This is a genomic window from Synechococcus sp. UW140, assembly GCF_900474295.1.
Lineage (GTDB): Bacteria > Cyanobacteriota > Cyanobacteriia > PCC-6307 > Cyanobiaceae > Synechococcus_C.
This window is the reverse complement of record NZ_UCOB01000010.1, coordinates 23,619-42,017: the sequence shown is the minus strand read 5'-3', so window position 1 is coordinate 42,017 and position 18,399 is coordinate 23,619. Positions and strand designations below refer to the sequence as shown.

Annotated in this window: 22 protein-coding genes; 6 read left to right on the top strand and 16 right to left on the bottom strand. The window is 50.8% G+C overall.

Translation table 11 applies throughout. The features are described 5' to 3' along the window. Positions 1–36 precede the first annotated feature (36 nt). On the bottom strand, positions 37–930 hold the full coding sequence (locus DXY10_RS03990) for a HEAT repeat domain-containing protein (RefSeq protein ID WP_115016453.1): 894 nt from the start codon (positions 928–930) through the stop codon (positions 37–39). 86 nt (positions 931–1,016) lie between these two features. Here DXY10_RS03990 and DXY10_RS03985 point away from each other — a divergent pair, with 86 nt between their 5' ends. Next, positions 1,017–1,442 (top strand): DUF2656 family protein, encoded by a 426-nt coding sequence (locus DXY10_RS03985; protein WP_115016451.1) that lies wholly within the window; start codon positions 1,017–1,019, stop codon positions 1,440–1,442. 22 nt (positions 1,443–1,464) lie between these two features. On the opposite strand, the gene DXY10_RS14760 is transcribed toward DXY10_RS03985, so the two are convergent. Next, a complete protein-coding gene (locus tag DXY10_RS14760) occupies positions 1,465–1,659 on the bottom strand; it encodes a hypothetical protein (protein ID WP_206749689.1) in 195 nt (64 codons plus the stop codon). A gap of 264 nt (positions 1,660–1,923) precedes the next feature. On the opposite strand from DXY10_RS14760, the gene DXY10_RS03980 reads away from it, so the two are divergent. Both DXY10_RS03980 and DXY10_RS03975 read left to right on the top strand, forming a co-directional pair. Next, entirely contained in the window at positions 1,924–3,249 is a 1,326-nt protein-coding gene (locus DXY10_RS03980; protein ID WP_244281920.1) for a HEAT repeat domain-containing protein, read from the top strand. 86 nt (positions 3,250–3,335) lie between these two features. Then, entirely contained in the window at positions 3,336–3,965 is a 630-nt protein-coding gene (locus tag DXY10_RS03975) for a HEAT repeat domain-containing protein (protein ID WP_115016447.1), read from the top strand. 5 nt (positions 3,966–3,970) lie between these two features. On the opposite strand, the gene DXY10_RS03970 is transcribed toward DXY10_RS03975, so the two are convergent. From DXY10_RS03970 to DXY10_RS03950, 5 genes are all read right to left on the bottom strand, one after another. Then, a complete protein-coding gene (locus tag DXY10_RS03970) occupies positions 3,971–4,867 on the bottom strand; it encodes a HEAT repeat domain-containing protein (protein ID WP_244281919.1) in 897 nt (298 codons plus the stop codon). A 144-nt stretch (positions 4,868–5,011) separates the two neighbouring features. After that, positions 5,012–5,893 (bottom strand): phycobilisome rod-core linker polypeptide, encoded by an 882-nt coding sequence (locus tag DXY10_RS03965; protein ID WP_115016443.1) that lies wholly within the window; start codon positions 5,891–5,893, stop codon positions 5,012–5,014. A gap of 364 nt (positions 5,894–6,257) precedes the next feature. Further along, complete coding sequence (gene mpeA / locus DXY10_RS03960) at positions 6,258–6,755, bottom strand: class 2 C-phycoerythrin subunit alpha (RefSeq protein WP_115016441.1); 498 nt, start codon at positions 6,753–6,755, stop codon at positions 6,258–6,260. Positions 6,756–6,801: 46 nt separating this feature from the next. After that, a complete protein-coding gene (locus tag DXY10_RS03955) occupies positions 6,802–7,338 on the bottom strand; it encodes a bleomycin hydrolase (protein WP_115016439.1) in 537 nt (178 codons plus the stop codon). A 198-nt stretch (positions 7,339–7,536) separates the two neighbouring features. Beyond that, entirely contained in the window at positions 7,537–8,730 is a 1,194-nt protein-coding gene (locus tag DXY10_RS03950) for a HEAT repeat domain-containing protein (protein WP_115016437.1), read from the bottom strand. Positions 8,731–8,851: 121 nt separating this feature from the next. On the opposite strand from DXY10_RS03950, the gene DXY10_RS03945 reads away from it, so the two are divergent. Genes DXY10_RS03945 through DXY10_RS03935 form a run of 3 tightly spaced genes read left to right on the top strand, consistent with a single transcriptional unit; the run spans position 8,852 to position 9,725 of the window. After that, positions 8,852–9,172 (top strand): Nif11-like leader peptide family natural product precursor, encoded by a 321-nt coding sequence (locus DXY10_RS03945; protein WP_115016435.1) that lies wholly within the window; start codon positions 8,852–8,854, stop codon positions 9,170–9,172. Then, positions 9,172–9,468 (top strand): Nif11-like leader peptide family natural product precursor, encoded by a 297-nt coding sequence (locus tag DXY10_RS03940; RefSeq protein WP_244281918.1) that lies wholly within the window; start codon positions 9,172–9,174, stop codon positions 9,466–9,468. The genes DXY10_RS03945 and DXY10_RS03940 overlap by 1 nt, the downstream gene beginning before the upstream one ends. Positions 9,469–9,503: 35 nt before the next feature. Further along, the gene (locus DXY10_RS03935; RefSeq protein WP_115016432.1) at positions 9,504–9,725 is read left to right on the top strand and encodes a Nif11-like leader peptide family natural product precursor; all 222 of its coding nucleotides are present in this window, start codon (positions 9,504–9,506) and stop codon (positions 9,723–9,725) included. A 1-nt stretch (position 9,726) separates the two neighbouring features. Here DXY10_RS03935 and DXY10_RS14810 read toward each other — a convergent pair whose 3' ends face one another. From DXY10_RS14810 to DXY10_RS03880, 9 genes are all read right to left on the bottom strand, one after another. Further along, positions 9,727–10,032 (bottom strand): CpeR family transcriptional regulator, encoded by a 306-nt coding sequence (locus DXY10_RS14810; RefSeq protein ID WP_115016430.1) that lies wholly within the window; start codon positions 10,030–10,032, stop codon positions 9,727–9,729. Positions 10,033–10,035: 3 nt separating this feature from the next. Continuing rightward, positions 10,036–10,647 (bottom strand): chromophore lyase CpcT/CpeT, encoded by a 612-nt coding sequence (locus tag DXY10_RS03925; RefSeq protein ID WP_115016428.1) that lies wholly within the window; start codon positions 10,645–10,647, stop codon positions 10,036–10,038. 20 nt (positions 10,648–10,667) lie between these two features. Next, complete coding sequence (locus DXY10_RS03920) at positions 10,668–11,204, bottom strand: phycobiliprotein lyase (RefSeq protein ID WP_115016426.1); 537 nt, start codon at positions 11,202–11,204, stop codon at positions 10,668–10,670. Between the two features lie 294 nt (positions 11,205–11,498). After that, entirely contained in the window at positions 11,499–12,233 is a 735-nt protein-coding gene (locus DXY10_RS03910; RefSeq protein WP_115016422.1) for a phycobilisome rod-core linker polypeptide, read from the bottom strand. A 77-nt stretch (positions 12,234–12,310) separates the two neighbouring features. Then, complete coding sequence (locus DXY10_RS03905; RefSeq protein ID WP_115016420.1) at positions 12,311–13,957, bottom strand: phycobilisome rod-core linker polypeptide; 1,647 nt, start codon at positions 13,955–13,957, stop codon at positions 12,311–12,313. A gap of 58 nt (positions 13,958–14,015) precedes the next feature. Then, positions 14,016–14,900: a phycobilisome linker polypeptide gene (locus tag DXY10_RS03900; protein WP_115016418.1), complete on the bottom strand. Its 885-nt coding sequence runs from the start codon at positions 14,898–14,900 to the stop codon at positions 14,016–14,018. A gap of 164 nt (positions 14,901–15,064) precedes the next feature. Further along, entirely contained in the window at positions 15,065–15,784 is a 720-nt protein-coding gene (locus DXY10_RS03895; RefSeq protein ID WP_115016416.1) for a pentapeptide repeat-containing protein, read from the bottom strand. 532 nt (positions 15,785–16,316) lie between these two features. Then, complete coding sequence (locus DXY10_RS03890) at positions 16,317–17,219, bottom strand: phycobilisome rod-core linker polypeptide (RefSeq protein ID WP_115016414.1); 903 nt, start codon at positions 17,217–17,219, stop codon at positions 16,317–16,319. Positions 17,220–17,637: 418 nt separating this feature from the next. After that, positions 17,638–18,396 carry a phycobilisome rod-core linker polypeptide gene (locus tag DXY10_RS03880; RefSeq protein ID WP_115016410.1) on the bottom strand — a complete coding sequence of 253 codons (759 nt, stop codon included), beginning with the start codon at positions 18,394–18,396 and terminating at the stop codon, positions 17,638–17,640. Between the last annotated feature and the right edge of the window lie 3 nt (positions 18,397–18,399).

Here is an 18,399-nt window from a genome sequence, read left to right as displayed (position 1 = left end):
GGGGCAAATGCCCCCTTTTTTTGATTTTAAAAACTGCTAGTTTTCGCTGGCTCTTAGCAGCTGATTAATAGCAAGTTTTAAAACACTTAAAACGTTCTCATCGTTTTCCTCGGTCGCCCTGCTTTGAAGAGCATCGATTGAAGAAATCTCGCGTAGCTTCATTAGCGAAAGTGCACTATTCTTTCGTACCCAGGAATCGGAATCGGAAAGCTTGGGGATCAGCAGCGGGGTCGCGATTTTTGCATCGTCAAATTTACCCAAGAGTGTGACTGCTTCTGCACGGATCTCTGCAAAAGGATCAGATAGTGCATTGAGCAAAAGTTCTTTATCCTCCTCTGTCTCGAGAGCTTGGATTTGGCTTCCTAATGCAGAAATGGATGCTTTCCTTACATTGGCATTTTCTGATGTGGCGGCTTGACGCAGTACTTGTGGAGCCCTGTCTCCGATCAGAGTTAGAGCCCAATTTGCTAGCCCAATTTGCATTTCCGTACTGTCGGGAGCCGCAATAATGCTCAGGATTGCGTCGATAGATTCTTCTCCCATCGATGCCATGGCACCCATGGTTGATCCTTGAACAACTGAGTCAGTATCGGAAAGAAAGGTTGAGAGTAGATCGGGAAGACTTGCCGGGTCCCTAATCAGCGTCAGTGTTTTGGCAGCTGCTCGTCTGACTGTGACTTGAGAGCTATGCCGCATGGCTTGGCATAAAGCAGGTACGGCAGCTTGACCAACAGATCCAAGGCTGTCCGAAAAACTCCGGCGTAGTAGGCCTCGGGGATCGCCAAGCCCAGCTATCATTGTTGCGATCGATTCTGGATCAGACTCGATCGGTAATCCTGCTCTAAGTTTCTCTTTGAGATGCGTAGCCAGATCAAGAGCTTCTTCTTCGCTGAGTTGGATTTCAGCAGAGCTCTTCTCAGGAATTTCCATTAGATCCCCTTTGATGAGAAATGGCTGCTGGCTTCATAGCCTTCCGATTGCCTCGTTCAAGTTATCACCAACCATAGACCCCGACCATGACAGTTTTCGTTGTTTCCCATAACCTCCAATTGAACTCGCCGCAGACACCAGATTTTTCTGCAGAGCAGTTGGCTGAGGGTTTGATGCATCATTCGACTGCCTTCTCATGTTCCGATGCTTTGAATCACCCACATTGGTTGGTGAAACTTGAATCTGATTTATCTGTGAATGATATGGCCAATGAACTCGTAAGAGCGTGGAAGGCTTTCCGGATTCATCAGGGGCATTCAGTGGATCACTCTTGTTTGGCCTTAGGAGGCCGAAAAGATAGCGCTGCCCTACCTGAAGCACCACTTCAGATGGGAAGTTGGGGGGTCGATTTTGTTGAATGTGCCGACCCCGACACATTTCTTGCGAGCATTAACTGGGATGCCCTTAAGTCAGCTCGACCTTCAGACGGTATTTTTGAGTTAAGGGCTTAAGAATGAGATCAGACTCGACCATTCATTTTTTGCGTTGACGCCGCCGCTGGGATGACTTCTCTTTGTTGCCTCCATCTTTATCTTGCGATGATAATTTGCTGATCAGCGCCTTTCCAATCTTTGCAGCCGTTCCGTCATTGTTTTGGTCTGCCGAGCCAGGATTTTCAGGCGTTGATATTGGCCTCATATCGGTAATCACATAACCGCTCCTATGCATGACTTGCATGCCATGGCAAAGAGAGTTAAACGGCAGGCTGAAGTGAGTTGATATGCCTGGCCTTGAGCGATTTAGCGCATTGACTTGCACCTTAAAATGCGCGCTTGAAAATGGCCCCATTTTTTTATAGTCTATTGGATAAGTAAATTGTATGCTCGTTTTGGCTCGAATGCCAAAGCTTTACTTTTATTAATTGGGTTGAGTTTGGTTAAGGCTTGCCTCGCTCGAGTGCCTTAAGATTCAGGGGAATCAGTTCATCTTGATGTGACCTTGGGCCGTTTTGATAATATCCACCCTGGGCTTACATGTAATCATGCACGCCACATCCTTTCATTGTCCATTGATGAGTTGGAATCCAAAAGTGACTTTTATATGGCTGCAGCCCACCTGATCAATTGCCCCTGCGCAGAAACTGAGGATGCACTTCAATCACTTCTTGTCTGTGCAGTAGATGATCAGGCGATCAAGATAGCAAAAAGAAAAGCCGTTGAGGTTCTAGCGCGACTTGGTTCTAAGTCTTCAGTCCCACTAATTGGCCAATGTCTCTGGTCTGATGATATTTACCTCGTTGAAAATTCTGTTTGGGCTCTCGAAAAATTGAGCTGTAATCGTCATGATTTGATCCAGCAGATGATTGACTTGCTAAAGGACGCTTCTCAAAATCAGAGGGTTTTGATTAAGGCTCTCGCTACGCTTGCGATCGATCAGAGTTTTGACTCGATTCGCTCGCTTCAAACCTCTGATCGCCCTGGTGTTCGTGGTGCTGCAATTGCTGCGGTTGCCAAGTGTACGCAAGATAGGGCTAGCTTGTTACAAATTAAGGGGTATTTGACGCTTCCCAATCAAATGGATCGGCAATGTGCCGTTCAGGATCTTGTCGACGGGGGTGCAATTGAACTTCTCCCTTCCATTGCCACTGCACCTGTTTCTCCGGCTTTTCGAATACGAGCTTGCCGTGAAATTCTCGCAACGGCAAAGGTTCTTCTTTCAGCAGATGTTGGCCTGGATTTAATAGATGTCGTCTTTAGGGACGATCCGGCCCAGATTAATGTGATTCATCAATATGATGAGGCTCCGGCTCCTGAGTTTCTGGTTCGCCAGCTATATAGTACTGACTTTAGTCGTTGTTATCTGGCGATGCAGAATTTGCCAGAGTATTCTGCTGAAGTGCTGATTCCAATTTTGCAACAGTCGTGGGAGGAAGAAGCCCATAATGATTATGGGGCCCACTATTTTTTCATGCATGTTTTTGGCTCAAGAGATGACTGGAGCTCCTCCGCTCTTGAGTGGATCGTTGACTTGTTGAATGAAGCCGCGATCAATCGGAGGCCTCAGTTCCAAAAAAGCCGTGCAGCTGCAATTCAAGCACTTCATAGTCTGAGGCCTGATTTGTTTTTTGAACTCGGTTCGCAGCTGCTTCGTGGTTCGATCCCTGCATCCTGGGAGTGTCGCTACGTCACCATCATGTGCATGGAGAGCTTATCCATCGAAGGCGGTGATCAAATCAGGGATTTACTTGTCAATTGTCAACAAGATGCCGACGCTTTCGTTCAGGCTCGAGCTGCTTCGGCTCTCTCTTCTATAGGCTGAATTGAGAAATAAAATTGTCTAGTATCATCGCCAAGGCTAAATCGGTTAAATGCTAAAATTAGAGAAGAATTAAGCAAACTGTTCATATGGATTCTCCTTCTCAATCATTTGACCAGCTCCTTGCTGATCTTGCTCATCCGAATCCGAATATCCGTGACAATGCTTGTAGCCTCATGGCCCAGCATTTTGCTGATCAGGCATTGCCTCAGCTGATCTCTTTGCTCCATGATCCGGATCCAGCCGTCTACAGAACGGCTGTCAAGGGGCTTGGGATTCTGGGTCACCAAAGTGTTCCGCAATTGTTAGAGCTGTTTGAAACGTCGGATAATGGAACAGTCAAGGCTTGCTGCATTAAAGCTCTTGTTCAAGTTTCAGTGAATTTCCCGACGCAAGCCTTTCCGGCTCAGACGATGGATGTATTGGAAAAAGCGCTTGATGAAGCGAACCCAGTTGTTGCACAGTCAGCATTGATGACCCTCGGTCATCTTTCCAAGCAGGACTCTGAAAAAGAGCGTGTCATTCCTCTTCTGATCAAGGCATGCGAAAGGGATAATATTGCTCATGTTCAGGGTGCTTTGATGGCATTGGCAGAACTTGATGCACCTTTGGTGAATGATTGCTTAGAGAAACTGGCCTCTGATATGAGTAAAGACAGCTTGGTGCGAGAAATGGCTCAAGCAAGTTTAGAACGTCGAGAAAGTCTCAATCTTGGCTGATGCTTTCATGAAATTCTTTTCAGTTGGTTGTGGGCCACTTCCATGACAGCCTTGACTTGATTGTCAGGTTCGCTCTTGATTGCTGTCATCAGGGGTTCAATTGAATGACATGCTTCCATTTTCATCAGTGCAAGGGCAGTATTCTTGCGTACCTGTGGTGATGTGTCTTGAAGCAGAATAATCAGTTGGTCTTCCGCATCCTCTGGGTCTAACGTTTTGCCGGTGATTGTTGCTGCTTCCGCTCTCACTTCTTCTTCTTCATCTTCCAAAGCCTCGAGTAAAAGATTTCGTGCTGATCGGCTTGAGCCAGACTGAACCTGTTCCGATAACGCAGTAAGTGCAGCTATTCTTATTTCTGGATTTCCTGATTTTGCCGCTGTGTTAAATGCATCTGGGGCTTTAGCCCCAATAAAACTGAGGGCGAGATTGATCAGGCCAACTTGAAACGCGGTGCATTTTTTATCTGAAAGTATTTTGAATATTGATTCGATTGCGGGGATGCCGATGGTGGCCATCGCTCCAGCCGAGGAACCTTGAACGACTGGATCATCATCCGTCTCGAACGCTTCGATCAGGTTCGGTAGGGCTAACTCACTGCCGATGATATTGAGGGTTTTTGCAGATGCCCGTCTGATCACAACATTCGGATTGTTTTTCAATGCATGGCAAAGGATTGGCACCGCGGCCTCGCCCACGGACCCTAGGCTTTGAGCAAACGTAAGGCGAAGTGAGCCCCTTTGGTCTCCTAATCCAGCTACCATTCTTCTGAGAGAATCATCGTCTGAATTTGGCTGCAGATGATCAGCGAGTTGAAGCTTTAAGGCTTCGGCCAGCTGGTAGGCCTCAGCTTCGGTTAGCTCTCCGACCTCAAGCATCGAAGAGTTTGGAGTTTGTTCCGTCACTATTCATTTTGCCTTGTATACAAACTCTACCTGAGTGCGATTAGATCCTGGCTGTTGATCCACCTGATTGGAGCATAATAAAAGCCTCCTCGCACCAAGATGTGAGGAGGCTAATTGTGTTAATGAGTTTGAACTTCCGTTAGATCAGAAGTGAACTCCGAAGGGACGGAAGGCGACGTAATCAGTCATCTTCGGTGTCTGGTGGCCGGCGTACTGCTGCTCAGGCAGTTTGACCGGAATGCGCGTCACTGCGGTATAAGTGAACGGCATTGGTTTTGCACTTGCGCGAGCCGCGGTGGCCAAGGGGTTGACCGTACGGCTGTTGCGACCCTGTGCGTTGTCACTGATGGCAACCTTCCAGCCACCCAGTTCACGCATCAGGTTGAAGGTACGCGTGAACATACCTGCGTAGGAATCCTGACTGCGGTCGTAAGGGACGATGTCTGAGCCAAACACCTCTGTGTATTCCGCAGAGTCAGTCAAGCTATCAACCAATGCATCGAAGCCCTCTTCGGCTTGCAGCTTGATGTTGGCTTGAACTTCAGCCTGATTCAGTGGAGCACGGCCAAGCAGATGCTTGAAGTTCAGCTCAATTCCGCGCTGAGCGCCCACAGCATGGAAGAAGTTGGCTTTGTAGAAGTCAGACTTAGCCAGTCCGTTCACGAAATCACGCACAGTGATTTCGCCATTCATCAGACGAACTTCCAGCGATGTTTCGCGCTGGTTCTCTGTGGGAGGGAGGTTACCCAGCACCTGACGGTAAGCAGCCGCAATCACGCGCTCGAGTGCTGCGCTGTTCTCTGGGCTGTACTGATCGAAGGTGACTGCGAAGGGGCACTCGGCGTGGAGTCTTGGCCCAATACCAATACCCATCGCGGCACAATGCTGACGCTTGTAGTCAGCAATAGCGCCTGCAACGGTGCGAGGAGCGGTGTTTTTGCCGGCTTTGCTCGCTGTGGAGAAGGAAGCGGGCCCTGTTCTTGTGGCTGACGTGAGGGCTTTCAGGCTGGTTTCAGTGCCGAGCATGATGAGAATTGGGTTGAGTTTTGCTTTTTGTCCCGACTCACTCCTGACTCATGCTGTTGTGTTTGCAGATCAAGAGTTAAGCCATAGACAAATGGTTGAAGCAGAAAAATGTTTCTGTGGATTTTTTGCTGTCAACGCATATTCTATGTGTTAAAGCCAATAGGCTAATTGTTCACTTGTTGGAATTGTTATATTCCGGGCGTTTGGTTGACGCCTCTATTCGGCAATGTGTGCCTTGCGCGAAAACCTAGCCAACCAGGCGTTTGGGTTGTCTAAATGTGCGCCTCGACGGTAAAAAAAAGGGGTGGGCAGTATTGCCCACCCCGGTCACATTGCTGAAGTGATAAACATCTAAGCTGAAGAATCAGCCCAGGGAGTTGATCACATAGTCCAGCAGGGTGTTGTAAGCGGTCAGAGCCTGGGGGCTCATGTCACGAGGTGAGCAACCGTCGTTACGCATGTTGGAGAAACCAGCAACGTAGGTGCCACCGTCGATGCTGAGAGCCTTGTAGACTTCCTTCTGACCATTGATGGCCAGCTCGTCCAGAGGGCCGGTGCCGCCGGTAACCAGGCAGTAGTTGATCAGACGCAGGTAGTGAACGAAGTCACGCTTGCACTTCTCTTTGCCTTCGGTGGCGCACTTGCGGGGCTGACGGCCGGTGGCGCCGTTGGGGTACTGGGCGTACACAGCGTCAACAGCGCGCTGAGCGATGCCGTCGTAGTTAGAAGCAAGCTTTTCAGCAGCTTCGAGACGAGCAGCAGCGCGTTGGATTGAACCCTGCACCGACTCCATGTCGGAGGCGGAGGGGAAACGGGAAGCGCTGTCGGCTGCGCCGACAACGGTGGTGATGACGGACTTCATGATTTAGGAAGCTAGTTAGGGTGTTGGACGTTTAAACAGACTTGGTTCAGCTGATGGCGCTGATCACCATGTCGAAGTAGCTACCAGCTTCGCCGGACAGGCTGGAGCAGTCACCCTGGGTCACAGCAGCTTTCTTGGGCTGGCTGTTGGTGTTGGTGATCAGAGCACCGGCGGCGGCCTTCATGATGGCCACGGCGCGGGAAGCAGAACCGGTAGGAACGCCCAGAGCGGCATAGGTCTCGCGAAGACCGTTCAGGCAGCGGTCCTGAAGCACGGAAGCGTCACCGGCGAGCAGGGCGTAGCTCACATAGCGGAGGACGATCTCGCCATCGCGCAGGCAAGCAGCCATCTTGCGGTTGGTGTACACACCACCGTTAGGAGCGGTCAGGCCAGTGTTCTCGCAGCAGATGCCGGCAACAGCGTCAGAGACGATGCAAGCAGCGTTGCCAGAGATGGCGTTCACAGCGTCGAGGCGCTTGTTGCCATCAGCGATGAAGGACTTCAGAGAGGCCAGCTCGCCTCCGCCGATGAAAGCACCGCTGGAATCGGCCGAGATGGCCTTCCTGGAGAATGCGTCGAGCATGGGTGTTTGAAAGTTAGAGGGGGATGCAAATCCGCATCACGAATGACAGTAACCCTGCTCTCAGTCTCCGAACCGGGAACCCGAATTTGAAGACACACAAGTTTGCAAACCCGAGTCAGAGTCAGAATATTAAAAAAAACGGAACAGAAATTGCCTCGGCTCTAGCGGCACCGCAGTCTGCTGCGGTTGCGGAATTCATCACAACCCTTTCAGGACTTGCTCGCAGCTCCATTTGAGAGGCAGCCAGCTTGTCGTCTGCTGAATCTGCATAAGCGGCTCTACCTGGTCTTTCAGCCCTAGCCTCAGGCAGGACCAAGCTGCTGCTACGCGTGACTTGGCGTACTGCGGCAGCGTCTCAGCCAGGGCGGTGCGGACAAGATCACTACGTTCTTGTAGGCCCTGAAGGCCAACAACTGCCGTCAGCAGATAGTTGACTCCGTAATCACTCCAGAAGCGCGAATGGATGTGATCAATTGTATCGAGTTGTTGCCCCTTCGGCATTTTTATCACGCTTAATGCTCCCCCGTATTGTTTACCTTCATCCCTGTGCTGCAGGTTTTTTTCGATTTCCGCGATCTCTTCGCTGCAAATCCAGTCGTGCTGGAGTGAAAGCGTTGAAGGGTCGTCTTGCAGGAGTTGAATGATGAGGTCGCTGTGCGCGATCGGAACCGTTCCACTCTTTTGGGGATCGACGAGTTGAAACGCACTTTTCGCCCGCAACGGCATCGACACCGGGCACGTCACGAGATGGGGCAGAACGCTGACGTCACCGGCATCGCCAAGGTCGATCACAGCGGCCCGCCGTCGACCGGCAATCGAATCGGTCAGCTGCGGGATCAGGGGGGCGAGTTGGTCGAATTGGCCATGCACCTTGGCTGCATAAGCCCGAGCTGCGCCGGCAACGAGCGGGTTGTCATCCCGTTCTAGGGCCGCAATCGCTTGTTCTCCGGAGGCGATGCCAAGACGAGCGTGGGTTTGAATCACGGAACGCTTCTGGTTGTCGCTGCCATTGAGTGCAGAAAGGAGCTGCTCACTTTGATGGTTGCTAAGAGGGGCTCCAATTTGTGCTATCGAATCCACGGCGTTGATCACCGATGCTTCGTCGTCAAACCCTAGAGCTGTAAAAAGTGCTGGCAAAGCTCTTGGATCTCGTCGTCTTCCTAGCGCTTCAAGAACCTTACGCCTTGTGATCCGGTTAAACAGATTTTCTGGATCTAGCTCAATGGCTTCGATCAAACCTTCTAGTGATCGATCGCTACGACAGGCAGCCAGCCTTGTTGCTGCTGTGTATTTCTCGACTGGATTGGATAGCTCTTCGGGGTTGGTTCTCAGTAATTCCAGCGCTTTCTCTTCTGGAAGCCCCTCAAATAAAATATCGAATCTTTCAGACATGACCGACGTGGCTTCATTCTTCGAAAATTAGCACCTCCAGCTTGCACCTCTTTGTAACAGTGCCAGCTTTGAATGGGTGCAGCTTGTATCTGGTAATCTTCTGTACAGATACTTGCGTATTATGCCTGTCTCTGCTGAAGCGGAACAAGCCTTGCACCGTTTTGTCGATGCAATCGCTTCTCAGCCCTCACTTCAGGACCAGTTCAACCAAGTCGAAGAGATTGATTCTCTTCGTAACCTCGTTCAATCGGTTGACTCTACTCTGACAGGTGCTGCTGTGATCCCCTTGGATCAGGCGACTCTGCCCCCTAAAATCCTTGTGAATTCTGGCGTGACGAACCAGGAGATACCCTGGCGCCTACTTCGCTGCCCCGGTGGTCCTTTGGTTCTGCAAATGATCTGCAAAAAAGCAAATTTTGCGGTTTGGATCGAGAGTTGCTGATGTCTGCTAAGGAGTTACATCGCTTTATTGATGAAGTCGTCCGCTCCCATGAGCTGGCTACAGGTCTTAAGGGGCTTGCCACGCATGAACAAATTATTGCTTATGGGCAAAGTCAGGGCTTTGATTTCACTGCCTCGGATTGGTCTGATTTGTATGACCAGGATTTCTTGAGTCAGGAAAGAGCTGTTCAAGAGTCTGTGCGTCAGGCGGATCCTTGCCACTGGTCGTGGGCTTTTCGTCAACTGTCTTGCTGGAGAGCTATGCTGATGGAAGGCGCTGGAGACGGTCGGTCTTGAGCCCTGCATTGTTGACTACCTGACTTTTAATAGCCATGTCTGATGCTCAGCAGGATCAGATTCTTGAGGATTTTATTACTCAAGCTCGTTCGGATCAGTCTTTGAGGGATGAGATCAAGGCGGCATTGAACCAAGATGAAATTATATCCATTGCGCAGGCGAGGGGTTTTTCAGTTGATTCACTTGCGATTCTGCGAAAATGGAGCAAGCACACTGATTTTTCAAAGCCAACATGGTTGGGTTGGTTTGACGACTGAATCAGGTATTGATGTCTGAGTATCGTGTCTGATTGCTTCCTTTTTTTGCCCAGTATGTGACGAGTTCTTCTCCCCCAGGTCTGGGTACACTGGCGATCGCTCTTAGGATTTTAAATGACCTGTTAGGACCCATGGGCCAATTCCCCACTGCTTTCACAGTCCTCACTCGTCCACCAATTGATTCAACACACTGTTCAAATTTCTCAAGCTGTGTTTGATCGACTGTCTCAAAAACAAAATCAGTTCCTTCGCATATTAGGTGTTGAGATCGAATCCAGGCCTTGATTTGTTTTTTGCTATTTTCCATGCATTACTGACTTATCTTTGCCCAATTGGGTGTAATTAGTTCTGATATTGTTTGTACTCTGGCAAAGCGAAGTGGGCCATGCTCTGAGCCCCATTTTGGTTCATCTGTTTGGGGGTCAAAGCCACGATCGCGACTAATCCACGTGTCTTGATCGACCTCAACTTCGCTAACTAGGTAGGTGAGGTTTCCATCTCTCGGGACGAGGCATTTTTTCCCGGGTTCGACATTGCCAATATAATGTCCTGGTTTGCTTTCAATGAAATGCATCGAGCAACCACAGCGGGGCTCTAGGTTTTGGGCATCGATTGCTTCAAGTAGTTCTGGAGTTCGTCCTGCTCCTGCCAGCCTTTCTTTGTTGGCAAAGCCAAAATTTTCCATCACGTATATTTCGTTTTCGACCCTAAGACGATGAATGCCTTGCCGGTATGGATCCCATGGAGCGTAATCGTAATATTGTTCTGAATAAAATCCGGGACCCTGAAAGATTGACCATGGTAATGGCCTGAAGACAATATGGATACGGGCAAAGTCTTTGGGATTCTCTTGTGCCTGTGTGAAATTATCGTAGATGCCTGCAAGCGTTTTGGTGAACCTAAGGATATCGTCTGGATTCATGTGGTTGTGTAATTGGATGATTAGGCCTTGATTCTTCTAACCTCAGACGCGAATGATGTTTGCAAGATGCCAGATCCCTCTGAGGTTCTCAAGACGGATGATCGACACCGTACATTTTCGGATACAAACCAAATTCTCTCCTCTGCCATTGACTGATCGTACTTTGTATTCAGGATGAATGTTCCGTCATCAAGGAACTCATAGCTTGATTCTGCAGGGACTGATTCTGCATAGCCTAAGCTTCTCAGTAGCCAGCCTGATTTACTGTCTTTTGGAATCGGAATAATAATGCATGATCCGCTCGATACTTCGTTTGGATCATCGGGCTCCCAATCGCTTTCGGCACTCCATTCCATTTTGAATGGAGATTGAAATTTTGAATCAGATGATAAATTTGATTTATCTATTAACTCTGCAATTGCCTCGCTTTTGGGACTTATGGCTTCGATTGAAACTTCGCTAAGAACATCTTCAAATTGTTGAAATGCGAGAGAATGGCCAGAGCGCATCGATCGCCATTCGCCTGCACTTTGAGCAACAAATTGCTCAATATTCATCGTTGTGAGTTAGCGGATTAATCGTGTTGGTTTGGGCGGGCTCAAGGTTGTTCTTCATCATGCTCACCATCGAGTCAACCATCATGGACATGGCCATGGGCACAGAGGAGACAGAAGTTTGGAACTCTTCTGTTTGATTCGACTGTGTGCTGGTTGTATTCCGGAGAATTGGCATGATTTGAGGATTTTGAGGCTGAGCTAGTGGGTATATATACTTGCCCTGTCAGGGTTGGCTTTTGCCAAGTCCAATCATGACAGGACTAACGATAGAGGTGGTGGCCATCACGCAAAGGCTTAAGTCTTCGCAATAGAGAGGATTTTGCCTTTCTGAGCCAGAATGCTTTGAATCGTGGCAGACATTGAGCTTTGGCTCACCACAGATCGCTGGACAGCACGACGGTTGGCTCCGATCTGCCTGCCAGAGCTCCAAGTGATCGCGAGCGTATTGCCATTGCCCACACCCTTGCGATTGACGATGTTTGGAACATCGCCTGTGGTGAGGCTGTTCAGCAGCTTTGAGCTTCGCTCTGCTCCATCAAATCCAGCAAAGCCACTTTCCATAACAGTGGATCGTGTGAAATTGATCGTTCTGCCACCGGTTACTGTCTGTTTGGAGCGGTTGTATGGAACTTGGTCAACACCAAATGAGGAGAGATACTCTTCGCTGTATGTGTAGCTTTCAATTTCAGCTTCGTAGCCTTCATCATTGAATCGCCTGACATGATCTATCAATTCAGCTTGATCATGAGGTGAGCGCCCCAAGAGGTGCTTGAAATTGAGTTCGACGAACCTGTAAGGGCTGTTGCTTTCTAAGAACAGCTTTTTGTAGGTTTCAGACTGGGCAAGTGCAGTAACAAAACCTTGAACAGTCAGATCACCGTTGATGAATAATGCTTCAAGAGATGGATTCACATCCAGCTCCATCAGATGACGGTTGCCAAACACCTGTTTGTAGACGCTTTGGATGACCTCTTCAGCGTGGCCGAGGTCAGTATTCGCTGGCGCTGCAAGGGTTGTGGTTTCCGTCATTGGTCTGGGAATAGGGAGAAGTGTCGGTGGAGCCTTGATCAATCAAGACTCCTATTGTTCAAAGCGACTGCTTTGTCTTACATCACTTCAGTGATGGAGACGATCTTGCCGCCGCGAGCATGGATGTACTTCATCTGGCTGGACATGTCCTTGCCGGACACCAAGTAGGTGCTCCCTGCTGTGCGTTGGCGCGTGCGTGCTGACTGAGCAGCAACAACGATCCGGAACCGCTTTGTGGTGGGATCAGGAGAGCCAGATTGGGTGCCTGTGCGATTGATCCGGGTGGTCGTTGAGCTCCAGCCACCAGGCACTGTTTTCGTTGCCACCGAGGTCACCAGGGCAGAACTCGTCTGTACCGTGTCGCTGGCGGCATAACCTTCTGCCAGTTTGAGATGGCGGTTGAAGGCAACCTGTGAACGGCCGTTTTCAGAAAGGATGCGAGCGAAGGGGACTGTATCTTCCCCAAAGGTGCTTTGGTACTCCTCGCAATCCACGTAGCTGCTGATTTCAGCGTCGTAACCACCTTCGGCGAGGATACGGGTGTGTTCGCTGATCTCGGCTTGTGATTTAGGAGCCCTACCCAAGAAGTGCTTGAAGTTCAGCTCAATGAAACGGTAAGGAGCGTTGGTTTCAAAGAAACGGCGCTTGTATTCGGCCGAAAGACCGATAGCACGCACGAATTCTCGTGTGCTCAAGTAGCCGTCAATGAATTTACTTTCAGCTGAAATGGCCCGTTCGAACTCCATCAGATGAGGGTTGCCCATCACTTGCTTGTATGAAGCACGGATGAGAGCGTTCAGTTGATCGGTGCTATCGCCGGGGCAGCGCTGGTACGTTTCCTGTTCTCTCTGGCCAAGCCCAAAGAACACGTAGGAATCACCACGCATCGGAGCGGAATCCTTGCCGCTCGTGACGCCTGGATCTTTGCTGGCGATCCGACCTTTCGCGAAGCTTGCGCTTGGGCGAATGCCAATAGCTTGAGAGGTCAGGCTAATGCGGGGTGCCATGCCGCTGCCCATGCTGCTGGTGAGCGCACTGCTGCCGCCTCGAGCACTGTCGCTGCCTGCGAAGCTCTTCTGAAGAGCCGCCAGCATTGGGAATGCTGCTGTTGAGAGGTCAGCGGGAGAATTCCAGGCGCGAGCATAAGGAACAACATCGCTGCCAAACACTTCGAGGTATTCGGCAGAATCGATGATGCTGTCAATCAGTGCATCGTGTCCGTGCTCTGCCTGCAGGGCAATTTTCGCACCGATTTCGGCTTGAGAATGAGGAGCACGGCCCAAAAGGTGTTTGAGGTTCAGCTCGATACCGCGCTGTGGGGCCACGGCGGCAAAAAACCGACTCTTGTAGAAGCTTGACTTGGCTAGGCCACGGATGAAGTTACGAACATCGAGTTCTCCGTTGCAAAGCTGTGCTTCCAGCTCATTAGAACGCTCGAAATCCATCACATGGGCGTTGCCGAACACCTGGCGGTAGGCGGCAGCGATGACATCATTCAGCGCTGATGCATCGGAGGGGCTATAGCACTCAAAAGTGACGCGATGGGGGCAGTCTTCATGGCTGCGGGGACCGACCCCGATGCTCATCTGATCACACGACTGCTTGAGGAATTCGCCGTTGGTTAGGGCCGCTTTCTGTGCGGACTTCGTCTTGTGCTTGAAGCTGACTGGGCTGCTCCACTTGGTTTCAGCGCCGAATCCGGTTGAGACTTGATTGGTGGCCATGGTTCAGGTTGAGGGGGAGTTGGGGAGTGTTGATTTCGAGTGCTTGTTCCTGAATGGATCAGGTCACCGGTGTAATGCTTGCGATTTTTCCGCCTTCGCGGTGGATCCGTTTGAATTGCTCTGAGAGCTTGTCGAACGGCACATAGAACACCCTGTTGGAACGGGTGTAGCGCGAGATGCGACGCAGATCATTGGCGCTGTATCCAGTTACTTCCACGCGGTAGGTCACGCCTTCCTCTCCCGCACCAACACCCAGTCGCGTGGGTGCGTCCTGCAGATTTCGTGAGGGTCGGAAGCTCCAACCAGTGGTTTCGCCAGAGGATGGCGGAATCACGGGAAGAGGGAGGTTCTGATATGCGGCACCACCGAGTTTGCTTCTCTTGCCTGCGAGATCACCCTTCAAGCTGCTGCTGCTGTTTCCTCGCAGCAGTTGGAAGCTCCAGGTGAACTCCTGGAGTGTGGTGCAGCATTCGGTCTTCCAGCCGCGTTGAAAGGGAACAGTCCACTCCCCATAGGCGTTTTGGTAATCGGCTGAATCGAGGAAGCTATCGATATCGGCGTCATATCCCTTGCTGTCGAGGCGTTCAGCGTGCTCGCGCATCTCCTCGAAGTCTTCCGGTGCCCGACCCATCAGATGGCGGAAGGTGAGTTCGATATAGCGGTAGCGCGCACAGGTATCGAAGAAGCGACTGCGGTAGAGCTCGCTCTTGGCGATGCGGCGAACCAGTTCCCGCACACTGATCTCGCCCAGCTTGAACTGGGATTCGGGAATGAGCTGACGCTCGCTCTCCATCACGTAGGCGTTGCCAAGCACCTGCTTGTAGACGGCACGGATGATTTGCTCCTTCTTGGCATCTTCGTCACCGGGAAGAAGTTCAAGGGGAGCCTCACTCTCGTCCGAGAAGCGCTCGACCCCCAAAAGCGAGGCAGGACCGAAGGGCATGTAGGTTCTCGCGTTTTCGCTTGTTAATAGTCCTTCAGAAGCGCCGTGAGCGGTCTTGTTCTTTATAAACCTCAATCAAGTATGTCCGAATGTTGCGTGGCATGACAGTTCTTCGGCTATTGGTGCCTTTCCTGCTTTAGCCGAGCGCCTGCCAGTGCTTCCCCTCAAGTGCTCAAGCTTGCTGAGGAGGGGAGCAGCGATTCAAGGCTGGAACGGGTCGTTGCCCTGGTATGGGGATTCCAGCAGTCCAATTCCTCCACAGCTCTGGCCAGCAGGGCTTCAATCTGAGCTTTCTCCAGGCCGGAACAGAGCGAGAAGTCAGCTCCTTTGATCGATTCGACCGTGTCCAAGGCCGCGTTCTCTAGATCGGCGCCTCTCATGTCCGTCATCTGCATTTCGCAAGTGCCGAAACGGGTGCCACGACACATCGCACCCCGCAGGTTGGCTGAGCGAAGATCCGATCCCGCCAAGGACACCCCGTCAAGAATGGCCCCACTGAGATCTGCTCCGCTCAAATAAGAGCCCAGCAGCACTGCTCCGCGAAGATCCATGCCCCTTAAATCGCTGTTGTTGAGGAATGCACCATTGAGCTTTGCTCCTGGTCCGACTGCACCGCTTGTTCGCAGCTCAAATCCTTCAGGCACGACGGTGTGACTGTCGTAAAGGGCGAGTCGAAGATCTGCACCTTCCAGTTGGCATTGACTGAGATTGGCACCGCGGATATCGCAACGGCAGAGTTGGGCTTCACGTAAATCAGATGGGCCCAAATCCTCACCATTCCAGTTAGCCCCTCGCGCATCGAGGGGGCTTTGTTGCGTGTCATTGGCTCGTGCATCCTCCGGCGCTGACCATTCCCAAAGATTCAAGGATGCAGGACGTGACATTCGCGCTTCAGGCTCTCACGATCAAATCATCTCAATAATAAAGCCTGGCTCTCAAACACAAGACTCGCTCTAGGCCTCCTTGGCGTTCTGCTTCTACGCTGTGTTTGCTGCATACGCAGCTTGCTTGGAAAGTTGTGCTTGATGCTCGGCGGGATGGTCAGTCTTTGACTCTCATTCATTTAGAAACAGATGTCTGATTTTAGGAGCGAGACTCATCATCCCGCTGATGATTGGCTTGTTTGTCGTCAATGACAGGGTCGTCATTGACGATATTTTGCCATTCATGCTTTAGGTCGATGCTGAATACAGTCTTGAGTTGTGAGTCCGTACAGCTTTTGGGCTCAATGATGCAAGCGCAACAGCCAGAGCAAGAGCGAGTGGCTGCGCTTGTTGTCTAGGCCAATGGCTAGTGGAATGGGGATGAAAAAAGCACCGAAACCATAAGGGTCCGGTGCTTTGAAGGAACTGATTGAAAGGCCTAGTGTTGTACTAGACCCATAACGTTGGTGCTTGGTTCGAGCTTGACGTTGGCTCAGGCCCAGGATTTGCAATTTTTGGATTGGTACATCCTGCGGAATGCTTCGGATGTTGGATCGCTGGTTGCTTTGGAGTAGACGAATCCGCTGACGTCATAGCCCTTGCCTGCACCGCTAATGCTGCGAGCATTGGTGAATTCCATCACGAGCTGGCTACGCCCTTCGATGATGGTGTCTGAGGCTGCATTGGCTGGCGAAATCCGAGCCAGGTTGACGAAGGTTGAGCAGTACTTGCCTGCTTCAGATGTCCAAGCCCGCTGATAGGGAACTGTCTGTGTGCCGAACACCTCGAGATATTCACCTGAGTGTGTGATCTTCTCAACGAGAGCATCAAATCCCTGCTCTGCAATCAGGCTGATTGCTGCACTGACCTCCGCTTGGTTAAGAGGAGGACGCCCCAAAAGGTGCTTGTAGTTCAGTTCAACGCCACGGATGGGGGAAACCTTGAAAAAGTAATTTTGCTTGTAGAGGTCAGATTTGGCCAGGCCGGCAACAAAATCACGGACGCTGATGTCTCCGTTTGAGAGCTGGGACTCGAGTTCGCTGCAACGCTGGCTGCCCATGGGCCCTAAGTTGCCAAGAACTTGCTTGTAAGCAGCAGAGATCGTTGCCTTTAGGGCATCGCTTCCTGTCGCTGCGAATTGATCAGCAGTGCTACTAAAGGGACACTCGCTGTGAATCCTTGGGCCGATGCCAAGGCCCATGGCGTTGCAGAGATTCTCTTTGTATTCATGAATGCTGGTGGATGGCTCGCCGACGCGAGTCAGGAGCACGCCCTGATCGATTTCCTCTCTGTAAACGTTGATTGCCTTGCCTTGTTTGAGCTTTGCTGAATTTTTGACGGCGTATGAAACTCGATTGAGGCTTGTGAAATCGCGGGTCGGCTTGATGGCAACCATTGCTGATCTCTAAAAAATGATTTGTATCAGTTAGCTTAAAACGATTGGCCTAAGCCGAATCCAGGCCTTCATGCGCTTGCAACAAAAAGTTTTCCGCAAGATTGCTAAAGTGCCTGCCCTGGTCATATACATGGATTGTTCAATTTCCGCAAGCTTCTTGAACGTTGCTTTGCATTCGCCTGGCTTGCCGCGCCTCTGGTTGGCTGCTTCGCAGTTTTTGGTGAGCCTACAGCTTGATCTGTAGCCTTCTTGGATTGCCTTGGCCGATCTGTTGATAAGCTTTGTCTTCCTCCCGAGCGCGGCTCTGAATCGGGAGGAAATGGTCAAGTCTTTTATAAGTTGTCTATTGATTAGCCTCGATTGAGACGCAGAGGTCACTCTTTTGGCTTCTTGGTGAATGGCAATTAAAATCTCTTTCTCAGTTGCTAAGCATTGAGATTGTGATGGTCAAGAACACGCGTACAAGTTCGAATCCTCCCACGATTGCAAAGGCCAGCCAAGCTTTGAGGGCCCATGCAGGCGGTTGACCATTGGCCCAAGCCTCTGAAACCTTTAACTGTGCGATGAGATTCGCAGCCTCACTTGGCGCACGATTCTGGAGCGAATCACGCCAATCAGCGCCATAACGCGGAAACGATTGGTAAATGGGAAGTTCACCAGTTGCTTGCCCGGGTAAAACACGAGAACGCTGTGACGGAACTAAGTCGTATCCGAACGAATTCATATATTCCTCACTATCGAGAAGCTCGTCGACAAAGCGTGTAAATCCTTTGTGTCCGATCACGATTGACCATGCACGTCGCTCAGCGTCTCCATGGACCGGGCGACCGAGCACGCGTCCCACCACCTGATCGACCATTCTGTAATTGGAGCTGCATTGGTAGTACCCCTGTTGGAAGCGTTCAGACAGGAGAAGTCCACGAATGAAATCGCGCATGGTGATGGTTCCATTGCGCAGCTGTGATTCGAGATTCGGATCTCTGTCACTGCGCATTGCATGGAAGAACACTTGCTGATACGCGCGTTCAATTTGGCAGTCAATCGTTGTTCTCAGGTTTTCGCCGGATGAGCTGGCCGAACCTTGCGGCTGAGCTTTGACCGTGCTGCTGTCTCCAGCCAGGTTGCTGACGCGGGAGTTCTGAGCCTCAAGTGGGTAGGTCAGCAGTGGCAGAGACATCTG